A 21339-nucleotide genomic window follows, 5' to 3' on the forward strand; every position below is an offset into this window, starting at 1 on the left:
TGGGGGATTTGTGCCATGGCATGTGGTTTGTCGCTCGCTGCGAAACACCACCCGAACGCTCCCGTCACCCGGTCGCCGACCCACGAAACCGCAGGTAAGTACGGCCTTCCTTGCCGGCGGAGAGCGAAAATCGTGCGTAGTTTCGAGGTGTTCAGGGGGAGTGGGTTTCTGCGCGTCGCCTTCGCGCGCCCATTCGCAGGAAAAGGGGAGATACACCGCATGTCCATCATCGATACCGAAGCACCGCTGCACACCGCCCACCGCGACAACCACACCCACCGTGACGTCAACGGCGGATGGCTGCGGCCGGCCGTGTTCGGGGCGATGGACGGACTGGTCTCCAACATCGCCCTGATGACCGGAGTGGCGGGCGGCGCGGTCGCGCCGCAGACGATCGTCATCACCGGTCTCGCCGGTCTGGCCGCCGGCGCCTTCTCGATGGCCGCCGGCGAATACACCTCGGTCGCCTCGCAGCGCGAGCTGGTCCTGGCGGAGCTCGACGTCGAGCGTCAGCAGCTGCGCAAGCACCCGATCGACGAGATGGAGGAGCTGGCCGAGCTCTACGTCTCGCGCGGCGTCGACCCCGCCCTGGCCCGCGAGGTGGCGATGCAGCTGTCCCGCGACCCGGAGCAGGCGCTGGAGATACACGCCCGCGAGGAGCTGGGCATCGACCCCGACGACCTGCCGTCGCCGCTGGTCGCGGCCGTGTCGTCGTTCGGTTCGTTCGCGCTGGGCGCGCTGCTTCCCGTACTGCCCTACCTGCTCGGCGCGACCGCCCTGTGGCCGGCCGTCCTGCTGGCGCTGATCGGGCTCTTCGCCTGCGGCGCGATCGTCGCCCGGGTCACCGCCCGCTCCTGGTGGTACAGCGGATTGCGACAGCTCGTCCTGGGTGGCGCGGCCGCGGGTGTGACGTACGTCCTGGGAACCTGGATCGGCGGCGCCGTAGGCTAACCGGCGCGGGAGTGAGACACTATGCGGTACACAACATAAGTAGTCCGTTACCCGGCGGTTTCGATTCCGTGTCCGCGGGGCATCAGGACAGGGCGTCGGGCAATGGTGCCCACTCCGTGCCGGGACAGCCGCGGCCCGTGACGCGTCCGCAGACGTTCATGAAATCCAAGGGACCTCCCGGCAGGCCCCTTCTCCCCCTTCGGGCATGTCCGCATGTTGGAATGCGATATCCGCTTCTCGGGATTGCCGTCATCATGTAACCTGCACGAAATTTTGCAGAGGGCCAACGTCGTCCCTCGGCCATGCACATATGCCACGACGACGACGGGAGAGCCGATGCGTTCCGCATCCACGCACTCCGCGACCGGCCTCAGCACCACCGCCTGGTCGCCCATGGACGGTCGCCCCGCCCAGCAGGGCATGTACGACCCGCGCAACGAGCACGACGCCTGCGGCGTCGGCTTTGTGGCCAACCTCAGCGGCGAGGCCGGCCACACGCTGGTCGAGCAGGCGCTGACCGTATTGCGGAACCTCGAACACCGCGGCGCGACCGGCTCCGAGCCCGACTCGGGCGACGGCGCCGGAATCCTGTCCCAGGTGCCGGACGCCTTCCTGCGCGAGGTGGCCGGTTTCGAGCTCCCCGAGGCCGGCGCGTACGCCGTCGGCATCGCCTTCCTCCCCGCCGACGGCACCGCACAGGCCGTCGCCGTGGAACGCATCGAGGCCATCGCCGTCGAGGAGAACCTCACGGTCCTCGGCTGGCGCGAGGTCCCGGTCACCCCGGATCTGCTCGGCAACGGCGCCCGCGCCACCATGCCCGCCTTCTCGCAGCTGTTCGTCAGCAACGGGGCGAGCGGCATCGAGCTGGACCGCAAGGCGTTCGTGCTGCGCAAGCGCGCCGAGCGCGAGGCCGGCGTGTACTTCCCGTCGCTCTCGGCCCGCACCATCGTCTACAAGGGCATGCTGACCACCGGCCAGCTGGAGCCCTTCTTCCCCGACCTGTCCGACCGTCGCTTCGCGTCGACGCTCGCCCTGGTCCACTCCCGGTTCTCGACGAACACCTTCCCGTCCTGGCCGCTCGCCCACCCGTACCGCTTCGTCGCGCACAACGGCGAGATCAACACGGTCAAGGGCAACCGGAACTGGATGAAGGCCCGCGAGTCCCAGCTCGCCTCGGACGTCTTCGGCGAGGGCAACCTCGACCGGATCTTCCCGATCTGCACCCCCGACGCCTCCGACTCGGCCTCCTTCGACGAGGTCCTGGAGCTGCTCCACCTCGGCGGCCGGTCGCTCCCGCACAGCGTGCTGATGATGATCCCGGAGGCGTGGGAGAACCACGCGTCCATGGACCCGGACCGCCGCGCGTTCTACCAGTACCACTCCACGATGATGGAGCCCTGGGACGGCCCGGCCTGCGTCACCTTCACCGACGGCACCCAGGTCGGCGCGGTCCTCGACCGCAACGGTCTGCGCCCCGGCCGCTACTGGGTCACCGACGACGGCCTCGTCGTCCTCGGCTCCGAGGTCGGCGTGCTCGACATCGACCCGGCCAAGGTCGTCCGCAAGGGCCGCCTGCAGCCCGGCAAGATGTTCCTCGTCGACACCGCCCAGAAGCGGATCATCGAGGACGACGAGATCAAGGCCGAACTGGCCGGCGCCGCCCCCTACGCCGAATGGCTGGAAACCGGCGAGATCGAGCTCGAAGACCTTCCCGAGCGCGAGCACATCGTCCACACCCACGCCTCGGTGACCCGCCGCCAGCAGACCTTCGGCTACACCGAGGAAGAGCTGCGCATCATCCTCGCGCCGATGGCCCGCACCGCCGGCGAGCCCCTCGGCTCCATGGGCACGGACTCCCCGATCGCGGCCCTGTCCGAGCGCCCCCGGCTGCTCTTCGACTACTTCACGCAGCTCTTCGCGCAGGTCACCAACCCGCCGCTGGACGCCATCCGCGAGGAGCTCGTCACCTCGCTGCTGTCCTCGGTGGGCCCGCAGGGCAACCTGCTGGAGCCGACCGCCGCCTCCTGTCGCAGCGTCACCCTGCCCTTCCCGGTGATCGACAACGACGAGCTGGCCAAGCTGATACACGTCAACGCCGACGGCGACATGCCGGGCATGAAGGCCGCCACGCTCTCCGGCCTCTACCGGGTCTCCGGCGGTGGCGAGGCACTCGCCGCCCGCCTGGAGGAGATCCGCGGCGAGGTCGACGCGGCCATCGAGAACGGCGCCCACCTGATCGTCCTGTCGGACCGTCACTCGGACGCCGAGCACGCGCCGATCCCGTCGCTGCTGCTCACCGCCGCCGTGCACCACCACCTCATCGCCACCAAGCAGCGCACCCAGGTGGGTCTGCTCGTCGAGGCCGGCGACGTCCGCGAGGTGCACCACGTCGCGCTGCTCATCGGCTACGGCGCCGCCGCGGTCAACCCGTACCTCGCCATGGAGTCCGTCGAGGACCTGCTGCGCGCCGGTACCTTCCTGTCCGGCCTGGAGCCGGAGCAGGCCATCAAGAACCTGATCTACGCGCTCGGCAAGGGCGTCCTGAAGGTCATGTCCAAGATGGGCATCTCCACGGTCGCCTCGTACCGCGGCGCCCAGGTCTTCGAGGCCGTCGGCCTCGACCAGGAGTTCGTCGACACCTACTTCGGCGGCACCGCCACCAAGATCGGCGGCGCCGGCCTGGACGTCGTCGCCAAGGAGGTGGCCGCGCGCCACGCCAAGGCGTACCCGGTCTCCGGCATCGCCGCCACGCACCGCGCGCTGGACATCGGCGGCGAGTACCAGTGGCGCCGCGAGGGCGAGCCGCACCTGTTCGACCCGGACACGGTCTTCCGCCTCCAGCACGCCACGCGCAACCGCCGGTACGACATCTTCAAGCAGTACACCGAACGGGTGAACGAGCAGTCCGAGCGGCTGATGACGCTCCGCGGACTCTTCGGGTTCAAGACCGGCGAGGCGGGCGACCGGCCGTCGATCCCCGTCGAGGAGGTCGAGTCCGTCGCCGACATCGTCAAGCGCTTCTCCACCGGCGCCATGTCGTACGGCTCCATCTCCAAGGAGGCGCACGAGACCCTCGCCATCGCCATGAACCAGTTGGGCGGCAAGTCCAACACCGGTGAGGGCGGCGAGGACCCGGACCGCCTGTACGACCCGGCGCGGCGCTCGTCCATCAAGCAGGTCGCCTCCGGCCGCTTCGGCGTCACCAGCGAGTACCTGGTCAACGCGGACGACATCCAGATCAAGATGGCGCAGGGCGCCAAGCCCGGCGAGGGCGGCCAGCTGCCCGGCCACAAGGTCTACCCGTGGGTCGCCAAGACCCGGCACTCCACCCCGGGCGTCGGCCTGATCTCCCCGCCCCCGCACCACGACATCTACTCCATCGAGGACCTGGCTCAGCTGATCCACGACCTCAAGAACGCCAACCCGGCGGCCCGCATCCACGTGAAGCTGGTTTCCGAGGTCGGCGTCGGAACGGTCGCCGCGGGCGTCTCCAAGGCCCACGCGGACGTGGTCCTCATCTCCGGCCACGACGGCGGAACGGGCGCCTCCCCGCTCACCTCGCTCAAGCACGCGGGCGGCCCCTGGGAGCTCGGCCTCGCCGAGACCCAGCAGACCCTGCTGCTCAACGGGCTGCGCGACCGCATCGTGGTCCAGACGGACGGCCAGCTCAAGACCGGCCGCGACGTGGTCATCGCCGCGCTGCTCGGCGCCGAGGAGTTCGGTTTCGCGACCGCGCCGCTCGTCGTCTCCGGCTGCGTCATGATGCGCGTCTGCCACCTGGACACCTGCCCCGTCGGCATCGCCACCCAGAACCCGGTCCTGCGCGACCGCTTCTCCGGCAAGCCCGAGTTCGTCGTCAACTTCTTCGAGTTCATCGCGGAGGAGGTGCGCGAGATCCTCGCCGAGCTGGGCTTCCGCACCATCGAGGAGGCCGTCGGCCACGCCGAACTCCTCGACACCAGCAAGGCCGTCACGCACTGGAAGGCCCAGGGCCTCGACCTGGAGCCCCTCTTCCACGTGCCCGAGCTCCCCGAGGGCGCGGTCCGCCACGCCCTGATCGAGCAGGACCACGGCCTGGAGAAGGCGCTCGACAACGAGCTGATCAAGCTCGCCGGCGACGCCCTGAACGCCGCCACGGCCGAAGCCGCCCAGCCGGTCCGCGCCCAGGTCGCGATCCGCAACATCAACCGGACCGTCGGCACCATGCTCGGCCACGAGGTCACCAAGAAGTTCGGTGGTGCGGGCCTGCCCGACAACACCATCGACCTGACCTTCACCGGTTCGGCCGGCCAGTCCTTCGGCGCCTTCCTGCCGAGCGGCGTGACGCTGCGCCTGGAGGGCGACGCCAACGACTACGTCGGCAAGGGCCTCTCCGGCGGCCGTGTCGTGGTCCGCCCGGACCGCGGCGCCGACCACCTCGCCGAGTACTCCACCATCGCCGGCAACACCATCGGCTACGGGGCCACCGGCGGCGAGATGTTCCTGCGCGGCCGTACCGGCGAACGCTTCTGCGTCCGCAACTCCGGCGCCCTCGTCGTCTCGGAGGGCGTGGGCGACCACGGCTGCGAGTACATGACGGGCGGCCAGGCCGTCGTCCTGGGCGAGACGGGCCGCAACTTCGCGGCCGGCATGTCGGGCGGTGTCGCGTACGTCATCGACCTCGACCCGAACAACGTCAACGTCGGCAACGCCGGCGCCGTCGAGACCACCCTCTCCGACACCGACAAGCAGTGGCTGCACGACGTGGTGCGTCGCCACGAGGAGGAGACCGGCTCGACCGTGGCCGCGAAGCTCCTCGCCGACTGGTCCGTCGCGGTGGACCGCTTCAGCAAGATCATCCCGACCACGTACAAGGCAGTGCTCGCCGCCAAGGACGCCGCCGAGCTGGCCGGACTCTCGGAGTCCGAGACCACCGAGAAGATGATGGAGGCGGCGATCAATGGCTGACCCGAAGGGCTTCCTCACCACCCCGCGCGAGACCGCCTGTTCCCGTCCCGTGGCCGACCGGCTCAAGGACTGGAATGAGGTCTACGTTCCGGGCTCGCTGCTCCCGATCATCAGCAAGCAGGCCGGCCGCTGCATGGACTGCGGCATCCCGTTCTGCCACAACGGCTGCCCGCTCGGGAACCTGATCCCGGAGTGGAACGACTTCGCGTACCGCGAGGACTGGTCGGCGGCGTCCGAGCGCCTGCACGCCACGAACAACTTCCCGGAGTTCACCGGGCGCCTGTGCCCGGCCCCGTGCGAGTCGGCGTGCGTCCTCGGCATCAACCAGCCCGCCGTCACGATCAAGAACGTCGAAGTCTCGATCATCGACAAGGCCTGGGACAGCGGCAACGTCACCCCCCAGCCGCCCGAGCGGCTGTCCGGCAAGACGGCCGCCGTCATCGGCTCCGGCCCGGCGGGTCTCGCCGCGGCCCAGCAGCTGACCCGGGCCGGGCACACCGTGGTCGTGTACGAGCGCGCCGACCGCGTCGGCGGCCTGCTGCGCTACGGCATCCCCGAGTTCAAGATGGAGAAGGTGCACATCAACCGCCGCATCGAGCAGATGCGCGCGGAGGGCACCAAGTTCCGCACGGGCATCGAGGTCGGCCGCGACATCACGGCCACCGACCTGCGCAAGCGGTTCGACGCGGTCGTCATCGCGGCCGGCGCCACCGTCTCCCGCGACCTGCCGGTCCCCGGGCGCGAGCTCAAGGGCATCCACTTCGCGATGGAGTACCTGCCGCTCTCCAACAAGGTGCAGGAGGGCGACTTCGTCACCCCTCCGATCACCGCCGAGGGCAAGCACGTCGTCGTCATCGGCGGCGGCGACACCGGCGCGGACTGCGTGGGCACCGCCCACCGCCAGGGCGCGGCCTCGGTCACCCAGCTGGAGATCATGCCCAAGCCGGGCGAGGAGCGGAACGCCAACCAGCCCTGGCCGACCTTCCCGATGCTGTACAAGGTCACCTCGGCCCACGAGGAGGGCGGCGAGCGGGTCTACTCCGTCTCCACCACCCACTTCGAGGGCGACGAGGACGGCAACGTCCAGTCCCTGCACCTCGTCGAGGTCGCCTTCGAGGACGGCAAGCTCGTCCAGAAGGCGGGCACCGAGCGCGTCCTCCCGGCGCAACTGGTCACCCTCGCCATGGGCTTCACCGGCACCGACCAGGAGAACGGTCTGGTCCAGCAGTTCGGCCTGGACCTCGACGCGCGCGGCAACATCGAGCGCGACGCCTCGTACGCGACCAACGTGGGCGGCGTCTTCGTCGCCGGCGACGCGGGCCGCGGCCAGTCGCTCATCGTCTGGGCCATCGCGGAGGGCCGTTCGGCCGCCCGCGGCGTGGACCGCTTCCTGACGGGCGCCAGCGCCCTGCCGTACCCGGTCAAGCCGACGGACCGTTCCATCACCGTGTAACACCCACGGTGCCCCTCCCTCCGGGCTTCCGGCGGGAGGACCCCTCATACGGCCCGTACAACGACGTACGGAAACCCGACACCGCGCCCGCCATGTCCCCGACCAGGGATGGCGGGCGCGGTGGCGTTCCGGGCCGGCCGGCGGGGAGGGCGTCAGTGGGGGGTCGAGCGGGCCGTCAGGGCTGCCAGGGCCGAGCGGCTGGTGACGCCCGTCTTGTGGAAGATGTGCGACAGGTGGGTGTCGACCGTGCGCGGGCTCAGGCGCAGGCGCGCGGCGATCGCCGGCGTGGTGAGGCCCTCCGCGACCAGGGCGGCGATCTGCTGTTCGCGCCGGGTGAGGGCGGGGAACCCCGGGCCGCCGGCGGGCGGGGACACGGGGGGAACCGGGGCCGGGCCGGGGGCCGGCGCGCGGGGCGGCGGCGGTGGTTCGGGGGTCGGGGGGCGGGCGAGGTCCGCGAGGCCCGTCAACAATCCGGCCCCGCCCGCCGCGGCCAGCCGGTGGCCCTGCTCCCACAGCGGCGCGGCCGCCGCCGCGTCGGCCGTCAGGGCGGCCCCGAGCAGCAGCGACAGGGCTTCCCACAGGGTGGCGCCCGACCGCCCCGCCTCCTCGGCGGCCCGTACGAACGACCTGGCCGCCCCGGCCGCGTCGCCCCGGGCCGCCAGCACCTGGCCCTCGCCACGCAGCGCCGCGGCCCGCTGGGCGGGCAGGTCGAGCAGCTCCGCGTCCCGGCGGGCCCGGGCGGCCCACGTCTCGGCTGCGGGCAGGTCGCCGTCGGCGACGGCGGCAGTGACCAGGGCCTCCAGGAACAGGGGCCGCATCGACGGCTGGAGTGCGGCCAGGTCCGGTCCGCCGCCGGCCCGCAGCATCGCGGACCGGGCCCGCCGTGGATCGCCGCCGTGCAGTGCGGCGTAACTCAGGACGCACCACGCGAGGGAGGCCCACCAACTGGTCCGGGGGCCGGCCGCGGCCACGGCCTCCTCGGCGACGGTCAGCGAGGTCCGGTCGCCGGGCGGCAGCGCGGCGATCAACACCTGTGCCTTGTTCGACAGGACGAGCGCGAGCAGTTCGTCGCTGCCGATCCCGCGGGCGATGCTCTCGGCCTCGTCGACCAGTTCCAGCGCCGACACCAGCCGGCAGGTGTTCATGTGGACGATGGCCTTGCAGAGCAGCAGGTGCGGCAGCAGGTGCAGGGGGCCGTTGCGCCGGGCGATGGTCAGCCCCCGGTCGGCGTGCCGTTCCGCGTCGGTGTACCGCTCCAGGTAGAACTCGGCCCAGCCCAGTCGGGCCAACGGTTCGCACAGGTCGGCGAGGTCACGGTCGGTGAGCGCGTCCACCCGGGCCCCCGCGCGGTCGGTGAACTCCCGGGCGGCCGCCAGGTTTCCCTCGTACGCCTCGCCGAGCGCCGCGATCGCCAGCGCCGTGGCCGCCGCCGGCTCGTTGCCGAGGGCCCGCGCCCGTTCGAAGGTGCGCTGTACGTCGGCCCGTACGGTCGGGTAGGCCGAGGCGTGCGGGGCGGACGAGCCGAGCTCCAGGCCGAGGGCCACCGCGTCCGCCGGTGCGGGCGCGGGGGTCCGGGACAGCTCCCGACGCAGCAGCGACACGGCGGCCGGGTAGTGCCCGAGGTGGCGTTCCATCGAGGCGCACAGGGTGACGGCCGCCGCGCGCACCCCGTCGTCGTCGCCGTCGGGCGCCTCCGCGATCACCTCGTGCAGCAGGTCCCGGCTCTCCCGTAACGCGCCGCAGACGCTCAACGCCCGGGCCCGCCGCAGCCGCAACTCCCGCCGCCGCACGGCGTGGTCGGGCGTGTCCGGGAGCACCCGCAGCACCACCTCCAGCCAGTGCGCGCAGCTCGCGGGGGCCGTCGTCGCGGACTGCTCGGCCGCGTCGAGCAGCACGGCCGCGAGGTCGGGGTCCCAGCGGGCCGCGAGGGCCCGCTCCACGTGATGGGCGCGCACGGCGGCGGAAGCACCCGCACCGGCCAGCGCCTCGGCCGCCCGCCGGTGCATGCCGGTACGACGCCGGTGCTCGGTGTTCTCGTGGATCACCGTCCGCAGCACGGGATGGCGCAGCGACCAGCTGTCGCCCGGCCCGGGCCGCAGCAGGTCGCGGCGGGCCAGCACGGCCAGGTCGGCGTCGAGCCGGGCCGCGTCGGGCACCGCCGCCGTCAACGCCAGCAACGGCGCCGTGGCCTGGTCGCCGAGCACGGCGACGGCCTCGGCGGTACGCCGCTGCGCGGGGGTGAGCGGGGTCAGTTCGTCGAGGAGCAGCGCGGCGAGCCCGCCGTCGGGGACGGCCGCGCCGTCCTGGCCCTGGAGCAGGGCCAGGAAGTACAGCGGGTTGCCCTCGCTGGCGGCGTACAGCCGGGCCGCCCGGGCGGGGGCCAGGCCGGGCACGAGGTCGGGCGCGAGCTGTGCGACGCAGGCCTCCTCGGGGAGCGGCCCGAGGTCCAGGCGCAGGACGGCGGCGGTGTCCACGCCCCGGGTGAGCGCGGCGCCGAGCGAGGGCGAGGTCTGCCGGTCCCGCCGGGCCACGGCGATGATCACCGGGGTGCGCGGGGGATGCCGTACGAGGTGGTCGAGCAGCTCCAGCGAGGCCGGGTCCGCCCAGTGCAGGTCGTCGAGGGCGATGAGCAGGCCCGGTCCGCCGCGGCCCAGCCGGGTGAGCAGACGTCCCGTCGCCCGGTGCACGGCGAACCGTTCGGCGTCCGCGCCGACCCCGCCCGCGTCCACCCCGTACAGGACGGGGGCGGCCGCCGCGGCGTCCGGGCCGTCCGGCGGCCCCGTGTCGAGGTCGGTGAAGGCGTCGGTGAACACCCCGAAGGGGATGTGCCGCTCGAACTCGGCCGCCCGGCCGCGCAGTACGGTCATGCCCCGGTCGGCGGCCCGCGCGCACAGCTCCGTCAGCAGGCGGCTCTTGCCGATCCCCGCGGCGCCCGTGAGGTCGACGACGGCGGGGGCGCCGCCGTCGAGCACCTCGACCAGGTGCCGGAGTTCGGCGGCCCGCCCGACCAGTGGAGTCCTGCGCATCATCAGCCCCCCGAGACGGCGCCGGCCCGGACCGGTACACCCGGATTGTCTCCCGTACGCCCGGCTTACGTAGGTGGTTCCACGGATGTGGGACGGCAGGCGGGCTGTCACGCTCGGAATCGACTCCGGCTGTGTCTGACGAGGAGGCCGCATGCGTCGATTACGGGTACTCGTGGTTCCGCTCCTGACCGTTCCCGCGCTCGCGCTCGCGGGCTGCGCAGGGCAGGGGGCGCCCCGGTCCCTGCCCTCCGATCCGCTCGTGCCGAGCACGGCGACGCCCTCCGCGGCCGCACCGACACCGACGCCCACCCCGACACCCACACCCACCCCGACCCCCTCGCCGACCCCGACGTGCACGGTCACCTCCGGCATGGGCGCGCAGGAGAAGGCCGGCTACCTCAAGGCCCTCCGGAGCAAGGACCGCCCGGACTACAGCGCCCTGTTCATGACGGACACCGGGGTGTACCTGAGCCTGAAGGACGGCAAACGCCCGTGCGAGGAGGCGGAGGTGAAGATCGGCCACTTCCGGGTCGACATGACCCGCGCCACGGGCAGGCCGGGCTTCTCCTACTCCTACAAACCGATCAACACCGTCATCGTCAAGGTCGGCCCCCGCGACGGATTCGCCCAGGGGAGCGTCCCCCCGCCACCGGAGGGATGCGGGGGAACACTGTCCGTCCTGTACGTCGGTGACGAGATCACCGAGGACGACCTGCCGGACGAACTCCGGCTCCCCGGCGCCGATTCCCCGCTCGACTGGACGCTGGTCGTGCTCCCTGAGGACCGCGCCCTCGACGGGGTCTTCCAGCCGCCGGCCGGCGTGGGGGACTGCTGAGCCGGCCCGGGGGACGGCGCGCCGTGGGGGTGTGCGCCGACCGCCGGGCCACGGGGCCGCTCCTCGGCGGGGGAGCGGGAGAACACGACGGGCGGTACCGCTGGGGGGCGGTACCGCCCGTCGTGACGGGGCCGGGCCCGGTTCGCTCGTGCGGGTGACGCGTCGGGGGAGCGGCGGGTGCGCCGGTCCCGCCCGACGGGGGCCGGACACCGCTCCGGGGTTCGGCGGGCCGGAACCGGGAGGGTCGAGGGTCGCCGCCCGCGCGGATCCGAGCGTAGGCCGTACGGCCCATGTGCGGCCGATCCCGCAGCAGTTGAGGGCGCCCGCCGTCTGGTACCTCTGGCCCCATGCCCTCCCGAATGCTGCTGCTGCGCTGCCTGCTGGGCGCCGCCCTGCTCATGCCCGCCCAGGCCGCGGTCGCCGTCACCGCCACCGGCGGCGAAGGACGCACCGTCGACTACCGCGGGCTGCGGCTCACCGTCCCCGCCGACTGGCGGGTCGTCGACCTCGACCTGACCCCCGACGCCTGCCTGCGCCTCGACCGGCCCACGCTGTACCTCGGCCACGCCGGGACCCAGGCCGAATGCACCGGCCGGGCCGCCGTCACCCGCGCCGACACCCTGCACCTGGAGCCCCTCGACGGGGCCCCGCCGCGCGCCGACGTCCCCACCCTGAAGGCGAACCCCGGGGCCCCGCTCCCGCGGACCGGGAGCGACAGCAACGAGCTGCGGTACGCCCTGCGCGGCTCCGGGGTGATGGCCACCGTCTCGTACGGCACCGGACCCGACGCGGTACGCGGCCTCCTGGAGCGGGCCCGCCGCACGCCCGCCGGCGCCCCCGGGACGGTGGCGGACACGGTGACCGCCGCCCTGCCGGCGCCCCGTACCGCCCAGGAACCGTTCACCGGCCTCGGCTTCGACGCCTGTACCGCCCCGACCCAGTCGGCGATGACCGCCTGGCGGCAGGGCTCGCCCTTCGGCGCCGTCGGCGTGTACATCGGCGGCCCGGCCCGGGCCTGCGCCCAGCCCCGACTGACCGCCGGCTGGGTCGGCAAGCAGACCGAGGCGGGCTGGCACCTGATGCCGATCTGGGTGGGCCCGCAGCCCTGGCGCAGCAACACCACCGGGCTGTCCACCGACCCCTCCCGGGCCAACGAGCAGGGCATCGCGGCCGCCGAGGGCGCCGCCGACGCGGCGCGGTCACTGGGCCTGGGCCCGGGCACGCTCCTCTACAACGACCTGGAGCACTACACCGACCGGGCCACCTGGGACGCCCCGGTCGTGGCCTACCTCACCGCCTGGACGGTGCGGCTGCACGAGCTGGGCTACAAGTCGGCGGCCTACGTGCACGCGGCCTCCGGGGTGCCGGCGCTGAGCGCGCACCACCACCAGGCGCCGCAGGCCATGCCGGACGTGCTGTGGGTGGCGCGGTGGAACCTGTCGGCGACCGTCTCGGACGCCGACATGGGCCTGCCCACCGGGACGACCAAGTGGGCGGGCCCGCGCCGGGCCCACCAGTTCCGCGGCGGGCACGACGCCACGTACGGCGGGGTGACGATCAACATCGACCGCAGTTGGATCGACGTCGACCCCCGGCTCCTGACCGTCCCCGGGACGATCGGGATCGGCCCCCTGGCCTGACGCGCGGCTCAGCCGGCGGGGGAGTCCCCGGCCGGGTCCTCGCGCGGTGGCTCGTCGTCGTTGCCCCGGCGCAGGGTGTGGACGCCGTGCTCCGGGGTCCACGTCCGCACCACCAGGTCGTCGCCCTCGACGGTGATCCGCACGATCTCCGTCAGGTCGGCGTGGAAGAGGTGGAAGGGGTGCGGGGTCTCGGTCTCCTCCGCGTACCGGTGGAGCTCCGGCGGGTCCACCAGCTCCAGCGCCCGCCCGGAGATCCGGACGTCCCCGCCCTCCATCTCCTCACCGGGGCCCGGATTGCAGTGCAGCGCGAAACGGGGATCGCGCTGGAGGTCCCTGGCCTTCATGGAGCCGGGCATCATGCCGAGCCACAGCTCCCCGCCGCGGATGTCCACGTTCAGCCCGGCCAGTCGGGGCGAGCCGTCCTTGCGGAGGGTGCCGAGGACGTGGTGCGGATACTGCGCGAAGCGGGCCCGGACGGCCGCCGCGAACTCCGGCTCCGCCGTCTCGAACACGGCCCAGTTGTTCGTCGTCGTCATCCCTCCATCCAAGCGCGGATCGCGCGCCGCCGCCGCTCAGACGCGCACGATGCCGGCCTCCCGGGCTGCCGCCAGCCAGGACGGGAACTCCGCGACCAGCCGGTCGTACAGCACGTCGTCCGGAACCCGGCGCGGGTCCTCGCCGGCGTGGAAGTAGCCCGCGTTGTCGACGACCCGCTTCGCGGGGACGGGGAGTTCGTCGAGGCGGCGCAGGAAGTCGAACTGGGTGCTGCGGGTGTTGCCGAAACCGACGAACTGCCAGAACAGCGGGAGCCGGGCGGCCTTGCAGAGGTACCGCTCCGCCAAGGCCTTGTTGATCGGTCCGCCGTCCGTCTGGAACACGACCAGCGCGGGGTCTGCGGCGCCGGACTCCAGGTAGTGGTCGATCACCGCGTCCATCGCCAGGTGGTAGGCCGTCTTGCCCATGTGGCCCAGGCCGGCGGCGATCTCGGTGACCCGACCGGCGTGGTCGGCCAGGGAGACCTCCGCGACCGCGTCCACCTCCGTGGAGAAGAACACGACGGGCACCCGGCCGTCGGTGTCCAGGTGGGCGGAGAGCCCCAGTACCCGGTCGGCCAGGGACTGCACGCTGCCGTCCCGGTAGTACGGGCGCATCGACCCCGAGTAGTCCAGGACCAGGTACACGCAGGCCCGGCCGCCCTCCATGCCGTGTTTGCGCAGCGACACCCCGGCGCTCTTGTACAGGTTCACCAACGCCGGAGCGGCATCTTCCAGCTTGCGGAGGTCTATTGCACTACCCGTCATGGCGCCGAGGTTACGGCAGCCGGCGGTGGCGAAACCCGGTGTCGCGCCGGCCGCTCCCAGGCCCCCGTGCGATCGGATCATCCCGCCCCGCGAGGCGCGTGCCGGCTCCGAGCGGGCGCACCCGGCCGCCGCCGCGCGTTCCGCCGGGTCTACGGCCGTGTGCCGCGCTCCGCCGCCAGTGCCTCGATGTCGTCGAGCATCGCGGCCGCCAGGTCGCGCTCGGAGGCGTAGTACCGCTCGGCCCACTTGAGGGTCAGCGTCGGATAGGCCCAGGAGGCCTCCTCCTTGGCGCCTTCCACGTCCGCCACCGCCCGGCGGCGCATTGTCTCCGCGAACTCCCGCTGCTGGAGCAGGACTTCGCGCATCTGCTCCGGCTCCAGCAGATGGCCGAGCCACAGTCGGAGCATCGGTCCGTGCTTGAGCACCGGCGGGTCGACCGGCGCCTCGCGCGCCCATTCCCGTACGGCCGTCATGCCTTCGTCGGTGATCCGGTACACGCGTTTGTCGCGGGTGCCGGTCTCCTGGGCGATCAGGCGCGAGGAGGCGTATCCGGCCTTCTCCAGGCGCTTGAGTTCGCTGTAGATCTGGCTGAAGGACGGGCTCCAGTAGAAGAAGCGCAGTGATCGGTCGGACCACTTCTTCAGGTCGTAGCCGGAGAGCTCCTCGCCGAAGGAGAGCAGCCCGAGCACTGCCCAGCCGGTCGCGGGGAGGGTGCGCTTGTTCGTCTCGTCTGCCACGCGGCGCAGTCTACGACCGGTCCGCGCGGGCTCCCTTCCCTCGACAGAACGTGACTGCTAGAAGTATTCCTCATAGGCATACCTGGCCCCATCCCCCCCGGGAGGCGTGCGTGAAGACCATCCGCCGGTGGGGCCGGACCGTCATCCCGCGCTCACGTGCCCTGGAGGGCTGAACCGTGATCCCACTGGACGGCAAGGTCGTCGTCATCACCGGCGCCGGGCGCGGGCAGGGCGCCGCCGAGGCCCGTCTGTGCGCGGAGGCGGGAGCCCGCGTCGTCGTCACCGACATCCGGGAGGAGGAGGGCCGGGAGGTCGCCGCGACCCTGGGGGACCAGGGGCTGTACGTCCACCACGACGTGACCGACGCCGACGGCTGGGCCCGGGTCGTACGGGAGGCCGTGGCCGCCTTCGGGACGATCTCGGCGCTCGTCAACAACGCGGCCCTGTGGCGCACCGCCCACGTGGAGCGGCAGTCCCTCGCCGACTTCGAGACGCTGCTGCGGGTCAACCTGCTCGGCCCCTTCCTCGGCATCCAGGCCGTCGCCCCCGTGCTGCGCGCCGGCGGGGGCGGCTCGATCGTCAACGTCTCCTCCACCGCCGGACTGGTCGGCATACCGGGCCACGCCGCCTACGGCTCCACCAAGTTCGCCCTGCGCGGGCTGACCCGGTCGGCCGCCCTGGACCTGGCGGGCGACGGGATCCGGGTCAACTCAGTGCACCCGGGCGCCATCGACACCCCGATGATCTCCGCCGTGTCGGACAAGGACTGGTCCCACGTGCCGCTGGGCCGCATGGGCCGCCCCGAGGAGGTCGGGGAACTGGTCCGCTTCCTCTGCTCCGACGCCTCCTCGTACGTCACCGGCGGCGAGTTCACCGTGGACGGGGGGACGACGGCCCGATGAGCGACTCCCTCTCGCCCGCCGCCCGGCGGCTGTGCGACCTCATGACCGCGGCCTTCCCCGGCCCCGGCGACCCGGACGCCCTGCGGGCGGCGGTCGCCGCCGGCGGGCGCGCCCCCGGACCCGCCGTGGCCGACGTGCACGACGACGACGCCTGCGGGGTCCCGGTCCGCGTGTACGACCCCGACCCCGGGGCCTCGGGGCGCCCGCTCGTCGTCCACTTCCACGGCGGCGGCTGGGTGATGTGCGGCCTGGACACCCACGACGCCGGCTGCCGCAGGCTCGCCGCCGCCTCGGGCGCGGTCGTCGTCTCCGTCGACTACCGGCTCGCCCCGGAACACCCCTGGCCCGCCGCGCCCGACGACGCGCTGACCGCACTGCTGTGGGCCCGCTCCCGAGCCGCCGCACTCGGCTGCGATCCCGACCGGACGATCGTCGCCGGGGACTCCAGCGGGGGCACCCTGGCGGCCGTGACCGCGCTGCGGGCCCCCGAACTCGTCGCGGGCCAACTGCTGTTCTACCCGCCCCTGGACGCGGCCATGGACACCCCTTCCGCGGAGACGTACGCGCGGGGGTACTTCCACACCGCCGCCCACATGGCCTGGTACTGGGACCAGTACGGCGGGGACCCCGCCCACCCGCACGTCTCACCGCTGCGCGCCCCCGACCTGACCGGACTGCCGCGCACCCTGATCGTCCTCGCCGACTGCGACGTGCTGCGGGACGAGGGGCTGGCGTACGCCCGCCGGCTGGGCGAGGCGGGCGTGGACTGCGGAGTCCAGCTGTACCCGGGCGTCTTCCACGGCTTCCTGGGCTCACCGCTGCCGGCCGCCGACGCGGCGTACGCGGCGGCGGCCGCGTGGATCAGGGGCTGACCCCGTCGTCGAGGTATCGCCCGGCCCGCGGCGCGCCGGGCACCGGCGAACCGCTGTCGAAGATCGGCGGCGGCGCGAAGAATGGGCCCATGACGACGCCCTCCCGCGCCCGCTCCTTCGACGCCGCCGCCGCGCTGTACGCCGCGCACCGGCCCGCCTACCCCGACGCGCTCCTCGACGCCCTGGAGGAGCTGAGCGGCCGCCCGCTCGCCGGCTCCCGCGTCGCCGACGTGGGGGCCGGGACCGGCATCGCGACGGCCCTGCTGCACGCCCGCGGGGCGCACGTCGTCGCCGTCGAACCCGGCGACGGGATGGCTGCCGAACTGCGCCGCGCGCACCCCGGGATACCGCTGGTGCGCGGGGACGGTGACCGGCTGCCGCTGGCCGGCGACGCCTTCGACCTGCTCACCTACGCGCAGGCCTGGCACTGGACCGACCCCGCCCGCTCCGTCCCCGAGGCCCGCCGCGTGCTGCGGCCCGGCGGCGCGCTCGCGATCTGGTGGAACGACATGGACGAGTCGGTGCCGTGGGTCGCCGACCAGGCCGCGCGGATCCGGGCCCTCTTCGGCGCCGACGGCGTGTCCTTCCGCACGCTGCCCGCCGGCCTCGACTCCGGCTTCCGCACCCGCACCGTGCCCTGGTCCCGCCGGATCACCCTCGACGAGCACCTCGCGAACATCGCCAGCCACTCCGCGTTCCTCCTCCTCGGCGAGGCCGGCACCCGGGAGTTCACGGACCGGGAGCGGTCGGTACTGGGCGCCCTCTTCCCGGACGGCACGGTGGAGGAGCCGTACGTGGTCAGCCTCCACGTGAGCGTCCTGTGACGGGGCGCCCCGCCACCGCCACCCCCACCGCTACCGCCGGGCGGCCCCGAGCACCGCCGCCCGGCACGCCGACGGCGTCCCCCACGCGTCCCGCAGCGGGCGCGCCTTGCGCAGCCACAGCGACAGGTCCAGCTCCTCGGTGTAGCCGACCGCCCCGTGGAGCTGGAGCGCCGTCATCGCCGCCGCGTACGCGGCCTCGCCCGCCGCCAGCTTCGCCGCCGCGACCTCGCCCGGATCGAGGGACAGCCCGGCCGCCCACACCAGCGGCCGGGCGAACTCCAGGCCCAGCAGGGTGTCCGCCAGCCGGTGCTTGACCGCCTGGAACCCGCCGATCGGCGTGCCGAACTGCGTGCGCTGCTTCGCGTACTCCACCGTCCGCGCCAGCAGGGCCTCCCCGACGCCCAGGCACTGCGCCGCCGTGAGCAGCCGCGCCCACCCCAGGGCGCTCCCCGCCGCCGCCGTCACCGCCGGCCCGCGGGCGAGCAGCTCACCGCCCCCGACCGGGGGGCGCAGCAGCCTGCGCGTCGGGTCCGTCGAGCGCAGGACCGGCCCGCCGTCCGGGTCCGCCAGCCGTAGTTCGCCGGCCCGCGACACCGTGAAGCAGTACGTGGCCGCGTCCGCGTCCAGGGCGTACGGGGCCGCGTCCGGCAGGGTCAGCGAGGCCGAGGCGCCGCCCGAGAGCAGCCCCGGGAGGAAACGCTTCGCCGGCCCCTCGTCCCCCAACCCCGCCAGCAGCACCGCGGCCGCGACCGTCTCCACCACCGGCCCCGGCACCCCGGCCCGCCCCAACTCCACGAAACCGAGGGCCGCTTCCAGCGGCAGCGGCCCCAGCCCGTCGTGTTCCCCGTCCGCGGCGAGCGCGAACAGGCCCGTGTCGGCGAGGCGGGACCACAGGGCCCGGCCCGGCGCGTGGTCCCCCGCGCCCCAGGCCCGTACGGCCGCCGGGACCTCGGACGCGTCGAGCAGTCGGCGCAGCGTCCGCACGAAGTCGCGCTGCTCGTCGGTCGGCAGGAAGCGCATCAGCGGCGGCCCTTCGGAAGGCCGAGCAGCCGCTCGGCGATGATGTCGCGCTGGATCTCGTTCGTCCCGGCGTAGATCGGCCCGGCCAGGGAGAAGAGCCACGGTTCGGCCCACGCGCCGTCCGCGAGTTCCGCGTCCGCGCCCAGCAGGTCGAGCGCCGTCTCGTGCAGGGCGATGTCGTACCGGGACCAGAACACCTTGTTCAGGCTGGACTCGGCGCCGATGGTCTCGCCCGCCGCGAAGCGCGAGGCGTTCCCCCACGTGAACAGCTCGTACGCGCGCGCCCCGACCAGCGCGTCCGCGACCCGGTCCGACAGCGCGGTGTCGGCGGGATCCCCGACCTCCCGCCACATCCCGAGCAGCCGGTCCGCCGCCGCCAGGAACCGGCCGGGGGAGCGCAGGGTCAGCCCCCGCTCGTTGCCGGTCGTGGACATCGCGATCCGCCAGCCCTGCCCCGGCTCCCCGATGACGTCCTCGTCCGGGACGAACACCCCGTCCAGGAAGAGTTCGGCGAACGCCGGTTTGCCGTCCAGCCGGCCGATCGGCCGCACGGTCACCCCCGGCGCCCGCAGGTCGAACATCAGGTACGTCAGCCCCTGGTGCGGCTTCGGGGCCTGGGGGTCGGTCCGGAAGATGCCGAACGCCCGGTCCGCGAACGCCGCCCGCGAGGACCAGGTCTTCTGCCCGGACAGCAGCCAACCCCCCTCCGTGCGGACCGCCCTCGACGTCAGGGAGGCCAGGTCGGAGCCCGACTCGGGCTCCGACCAGGCCTGTGCCCAGATCACCTCGCCGCTCGCCATGGACGGGAGCACCCGCGCCCGCTGCTCGGCCGTCGCGTGGTCGAAGAGGGTGGGGGCCAGCAGGTTGATGCCGTTCTGGGAGACCCGGCCGGGCGCGCCCGCCGCCCAGTACTCCTCCTCGAACACCAGCCACCGCTCGATGTCCACGCCCCGGCCGCCGTACTCCTCGGGCCAGGACACCACCGCCCAACGGTCGGCGTGCAGCCGGGCCTCCCACTCCCGGTGCGCGGCGAACCCCTCGGCCGTCTCCAGCGAGGGGAGGGGGGCGGTCGGGACGTGTCCGGCCAGCCAGGCCCGGGCCTCCGCGCGGAAGGCCTGCGCCTGCGGGGTGTGGGTGAGGTCCATCAGACGTTCGCCCCCTTCGCGGTGGCGCCCTTCGGGGCCGCGTGGAGTACCGGCGGTCCGTCGGTCTCGGGGGTGCGGGCAGCGGACATCGACACATCCTTCCCTAACAAGTGTTTGGTAGGTTAACGTACGGACATGAGCGCCGTCGAGGAGAGCGGCGCCACCTCTTCTCCGTGCCGACACCGTCCACGCGGCTCGGGCGGGATCCGGCGCGACACCATCGCCGAGCGGATCCTCGGCCTTCCCAAGGAGGTACGGGCGTGAACGCACCCGAGTACGTCACCGGGCACGGGCTGCTCGCCGGCCGGACCGCCGTGATCACCGCCGCCGCCGGGGCCGGCATCGGCGGCGCCACCGCCCGCCGCTTCCTGGAGGAGGGCGCCCGCGTCCTGATCGGCGACGCCCACGCCCGCCGCCTCAAGGAGACCGAGGACGCGCTGGCCGCCGAGTTCGGGGCGGACCGGATCGACTCCCTGCCGTGCGACGTCACCGACGAGGACCAGGTCCGGGCCCTGTTCGCGCGCGCCGAACAGACCCACGGCGGCCTCGACGTCGTCGTCAACAACGCCGGACTCGGCGGCACCGCGACCCTGGTCGACATGACCGACGACCAGTGGGGCCGGGTCCTCGACGTCACCCTCAACGGCACCTTCCGCTGCACCCGCGCCGCCCTGCGCTCCTTCAAGGCCGCGGGCACCGGCGGCGGGGTCGTCGTCAACAACGCCTCCGTCGTCGGCTGGCGCGCCCAGACCGGCCAGGCCCACTACGCCGCCGCGAAGGCCGGGGTGATGGCGCTCACCCGCTGCGCCGCCCTGGAGGCCGCCGAGTTCGGCGTACGGATCAACGCGGTCGCCCCCAGCCTCGCCATGCACCCGCACCTGGTGAAGGTCACGAGCGAGGAACTCCTCGCCGAACTCACCGCCCGCGAGGCCTTCGGCCGCTACGCCGAACCCTGGGAGGTCGCCAACGTCATCGTGTTCCTGGCCAGCGGCTACTCGTCGTACATGACCGGCGAGACCGTGTCGGTCAGCAGCCAGCACGCGTAGGTCGAGAATGGGCGCGTGCCGACGAACAAGAAGAAGCCACAGGTGACCGCGTCCCCCGAGCGCAGACGGGAGCTCCTCGACACCGCCGCCGAGGTCTTCGCCGCGCAGGGCTACAACGCCACCACCGTGCGCAAGATCGCCGATGCCGCCGGGATGCTCGCCGGCAGCCTCTACTACCACTTCGATTCCAAGGAATCGATGCTCGACGAGATCCTCTCGGCCTTCCTGAACGAGCTGTGGGCGGGGTACGACACCGTCCTCGCCGCCGGTCTCGGCCCCAGGGAGACCATCGAGGCCCTCGTCACCGAGTCCTTCCGGGAGATCGACCGGCACCGCGCCGCCGTCGCGATCTACCAGAAGGAATCCCGCCACCTCTCCGCGCAACCCCGCTTCCACTACCTCTCCGACTCGCAGCAGAAGTTCGAGAAGGCCTGGCTGGGGACGCTGGAGCGCGGAGTGGCCGCCAAGGTCTTCCGGGCCGACCTGGACATCCGCCTCACCTACCGCTTCGTGCGCGACACGGTGTGGGTCGCGGCCTCCTGGTACCGGCCGGGCGGACAGCACAGCCCCGACGAGATCGCCCGCCAGTACCTGTCGATGGTGCTGGACGGGATCGCCCTGCGCGCCTGACCGAACCAGA

17 protein-coding genes are annotated in these 21339 nt (G+C 73.2%); 11 read left to right on the top strand and 6 right to left on the bottom strand.

The window, feature by feature from the left end:
- Positions 1–219: 219 nt before the first annotated feature.
- The 3 genes from OG906_RS24965 to OG906_RS24975 all read left to right on the top strand — a co-directional run bounded on the left by OG906_RS24965 (position 220) and on the right by OG906_RS24975 (position 7351).
- Positions 220–951: a VIT1/CCC1 transporter family protein gene (locus OG906_RS24965; RefSeq protein ID WP_267800819.1), complete on the top strand. Its 732-nt coding sequence runs from the start codon at positions 220–222 to the stop codon at positions 949–951.
- 336 nt (positions 952–1287) lie between these two features.
- A complete protein-coding gene (gene gltB / locus OG906_RS24970) occupies positions 1288–5898 on the top strand; it encodes a glutamate synthase large subunit (protein WP_329445898.1) in 4611 nt (1536 codons plus the stop codon).
- On the top strand, positions 5891–7351 hold the full coding sequence (locus OG906_RS24975; protein WP_329445900.1) for a glutamate synthase subunit beta: 1461 nt from the start codon (positions 5891–5893) through the stop codon (positions 7349–7351). The genes gltB and OG906_RS24975 overlap by 8 nt, the downstream gene beginning before the upstream one ends.
- 152 nt (positions 7352–7503) lie before the next feature.
- Here the strand turns inward: OG906_RS24975 and OG906_RS24980 are convergent, their stop codons facing one another.
- Positions 7504–10380 (bottom strand): helix-turn-helix transcriptional regulator, encoded by a 2877-nt coding sequence (locus OG906_RS24980; RefSeq protein WP_329445902.1) that lies wholly within the window; start codon positions 10378–10380, stop codon positions 7504–7506.
- Positions 10381–10528: 148 nt separating this feature from the next.
- On the opposite strand from OG906_RS24980, the gene OG906_RS24985 reads away from it, so the two are divergent.
- Both OG906_RS24985 and OG906_RS24990 read left to right on the top strand, forming a co-directional pair.
- On the top strand, positions 10529–11212 hold the full coding sequence (locus OG906_RS24985) for a hypothetical protein (protein ID WP_329445904.1): 684 nt from the start codon (positions 10529–10531) through the stop codon (positions 11210–11212).
- 347 nt (positions 11213–11559) lie between these two features.
- On the top strand, positions 11560–12852 hold the full coding sequence (locus tag OG906_RS24990; RefSeq protein WP_329445906.1) for a glycoside hydrolase domain-containing protein: 1293 nt from the start codon (positions 11560–11562) through the stop codon (positions 12850–12852).
- Positions 12853–12860: 8 nt separating this feature from the next.
- Here OG906_RS24990 and OG906_RS24995 read toward each other — a convergent pair whose 3' ends face one another.
- From OG906_RS24995 to OG906_RS25005, 3 genes are all read right to left on the bottom strand, one after another.
- Positions 12861–13388, bottom strand: a complete 528-nt coding sequence (locus OG906_RS24995; protein WP_329445908.1) for a pyridoxamine 5'-phosphate oxidase family protein — start codon at positions 13386–13388, stop codon at positions 12861–12863.
- A gap of 36 nt (positions 13389–13424) precedes the next feature.
- Positions 13425–14153: a VWA domain-containing protein gene (locus OG906_RS25000; RefSeq protein WP_329445910.1), complete on the bottom strand. Its 729-nt coding sequence runs from the start codon at positions 14151–14153 to the stop codon at positions 13425–13427.
- Positions 14154–14302: 149 nt separating this feature from the next.
- Entirely contained in the window at positions 14303–14890 is a 588-nt protein-coding gene (locus tag OG906_RS25005) for a PadR family transcriptional regulator (protein WP_329445913.1), read from the bottom strand.
- Positions 14891–15066: 176 nt separating this feature from the next.
- On the opposite strand from OG906_RS25005, the gene OG906_RS25010 reads away from it, so the two are divergent.
- From OG906_RS25010 to OG906_RS25020, 3 genes are all read left to right on the top strand, one after another.
- Positions 15067–15792, top strand: a complete 726-nt coding sequence (locus OG906_RS25010) for an SDR family NAD(P)-dependent oxidoreductase (protein ID WP_329445914.1) — start codon at positions 15067–15069, stop codon at positions 15790–15792.
- On the top strand, positions 15789–16664 hold the full coding sequence (locus OG906_RS25015) for an alpha/beta hydrolase (protein ID WP_329445916.1): 876 nt from the start codon (positions 15789–15791) through the stop codon (positions 16662–16664). The genes OG906_RS25010 and OG906_RS25015 overlap by 4 nt, the downstream gene beginning before the upstream one ends.
- A gap of 89 nt (positions 16665–16753) precedes the next feature.
- A complete protein-coding gene (locus OG906_RS25020) occupies positions 16754–17488 on the top strand; it encodes a class I SAM-dependent methyltransferase (RefSeq protein ID WP_329445918.1) in 735 nt (244 codons plus the stop codon).
- 30 nt (positions 17489–17518) lie between these two features.
- On the opposite strand, the gene OG906_RS25025 is transcribed toward OG906_RS25020, so the two are convergent.
- Both OG906_RS25025 and OG906_RS25030 read right to left on the bottom strand, forming a co-directional pair.
- Positions 17519–18508: an acyl-CoA dehydrogenase family protein gene (locus OG906_RS25025; RefSeq protein WP_329445920.1), complete on the bottom strand. Its 990-nt coding sequence runs from the start codon at positions 18506–18508 to the stop codon at positions 17519–17521.
- Complete coding sequence (locus OG906_RS25030; protein WP_329445922.1) at positions 18508–19653, bottom strand: acyl-CoA dehydrogenase family protein; 1146 nt, start codon at positions 19651–19653, stop codon at positions 18508–18510. Before OG906_RS25030 ends, OG906_RS25025 begins: the two co-directional genes overlap by 1 nt.
- A 135-nt stretch (positions 19654–19788) precedes the next feature.
- Between OG906_RS25030 and OG906_RS25035 the strand changes: the two genes are divergently transcribed.
- The 3 genes from OG906_RS25035 to OG906_RS25045 are packed head-to-tail and all read left to right on the top strand — an operon-like array spanning position 19789 to position 21329.
- On the top strand, positions 19789–19917 hold the full coding sequence (locus OG906_RS25035) for a hypothetical protein (protein ID WP_329445924.1): 129 nt from the start codon (positions 19789–19791) through the stop codon (positions 19915–19917).
- Positions 19914–20699, top strand: coding sequence for an SDR family oxidoreductase (locus OG906_RS25040; RefSeq protein WP_329445926.1), 786 nt, complete (start codon positions 19914–19916; stop codon positions 20697–20699). The genes OG906_RS25035 and OG906_RS25040 overlap by 4 nt, the downstream gene beginning before the upstream one ends.
- A gap of 15 nt (positions 20700–20714) precedes the next feature.
- Positions 20715–21329 (top strand): TetR/AcrR family transcriptional regulator, encoded by a 615-nt coding sequence (locus OG906_RS25045; protein ID WP_267800796.1) that lies wholly within the window; start codon positions 20715–20717, stop codon positions 21327–21329.
- The last annotated feature ends 10 nt before the right edge of the window (positions 21330–21339 follow it).

Source organism: Streptomyces sp. NBC_01426 (assembly GCF_036231985.1).
Taxonomy (GTDB): domain Bacteria; phylum Actinomycetota; class Actinomycetes; order Streptomycetales; family Streptomycetaceae; genus Streptomyces.

What these genes read in the sequence shown, in the direction of transcription:
- OG906_RS24965 (WP_267800819.1), top strand. Translation starts at nt 220, where the DNA reads ATGTCCATCATCGATACCGAAGCACCGCTGCACACCGCCCACCGCGAC.
- gltB (WP_329445898.1), top strand. Translation starts at nt 1,288, where the DNA reads ATGCGTTCCGCATCCACGCACTCCGCGACCGGCCTCAGCACCACCGCC.
- OG906_RS24975 (WP_329445900.1), top strand. Translation starts at nt 5,891, where the DNA reads ATGGCTGACCCGAAGGGCTTCCTCACCACCCCGCGCGAGACCGCCTGT.
- OG906_RS24980 (WP_329445902.1), bottom strand. Translation starts at nt 10,380, where the DNA reads ATGATGCGCAGGACTCCACTGGTCGGGCGGGCCGCCGAACTCCGGCAC.
- OG906_RS24985 (WP_329445904.1), top strand. Translation starts at nt 10,529, where the DNA reads ATGCGTCGATTACGGGTACTCGTGGTTCCGCTCCTGACCGTTCCCGCG.
- OG906_RS24990 (WP_329445906.1), top strand. Translation starts at nt 11,560, where the DNA reads ATGCCCTCCCGAATGCTGCTGCTGCGCTGCCTGCTGGGCGCCGCCCTG.
- OG906_RS24995 (WP_329445908.1), bottom strand. Translation starts at nt 13,388, where the DNA reads ATGACGACGACGAACAACTGGGCCGTGTTCGAGACGGCGGAGCCGGAG.
- OG906_RS25000 (WP_329445910.1), bottom strand. Translation starts at nt 14,153, where the DNA reads ATGACGGGTAGTGCAATAGACCTCCGCAAGCTGGAAGATGCCGCTCCG.
- OG906_RS25015 (WP_329445916.1), top strand. Translation starts at nt 15,789, where the DNA reads ATGAGCGACTCCCTCTCGCCCGCCGCCCGGCGGCTGTGCGACCTCATG.
- OG906_RS25020 (WP_329445918.1), top strand. Translation starts at nt 16,754, where the DNA reads ATGACGACGCCCTCCCGCGCCCGCTCCTTCGACGCCGCCGCCGCGCTG.
- OG906_RS25025 (WP_329445920.1), bottom strand. Translation starts at nt 18,508, where the DNA reads ATGCGCTTCCTGCCGACCGACGAGCAGCGCGACTTCGTGCGGACGCTG.
- OG906_RS25030 (WP_329445922.1), bottom strand. Translation starts at nt 19,653, where the DNA reads ATGGACCTCACCCACACCCCGCAGGCGCAGGCCTTCCGCGCGGAGGCC.
- OG906_RS25035 (WP_329445924.1), top strand. Translation starts at nt 19,789, where the DNA reads ATGAGCGCCGTCGAGGAGAGCGGCGCCACCTCTTCTCCGTGCCGACAC.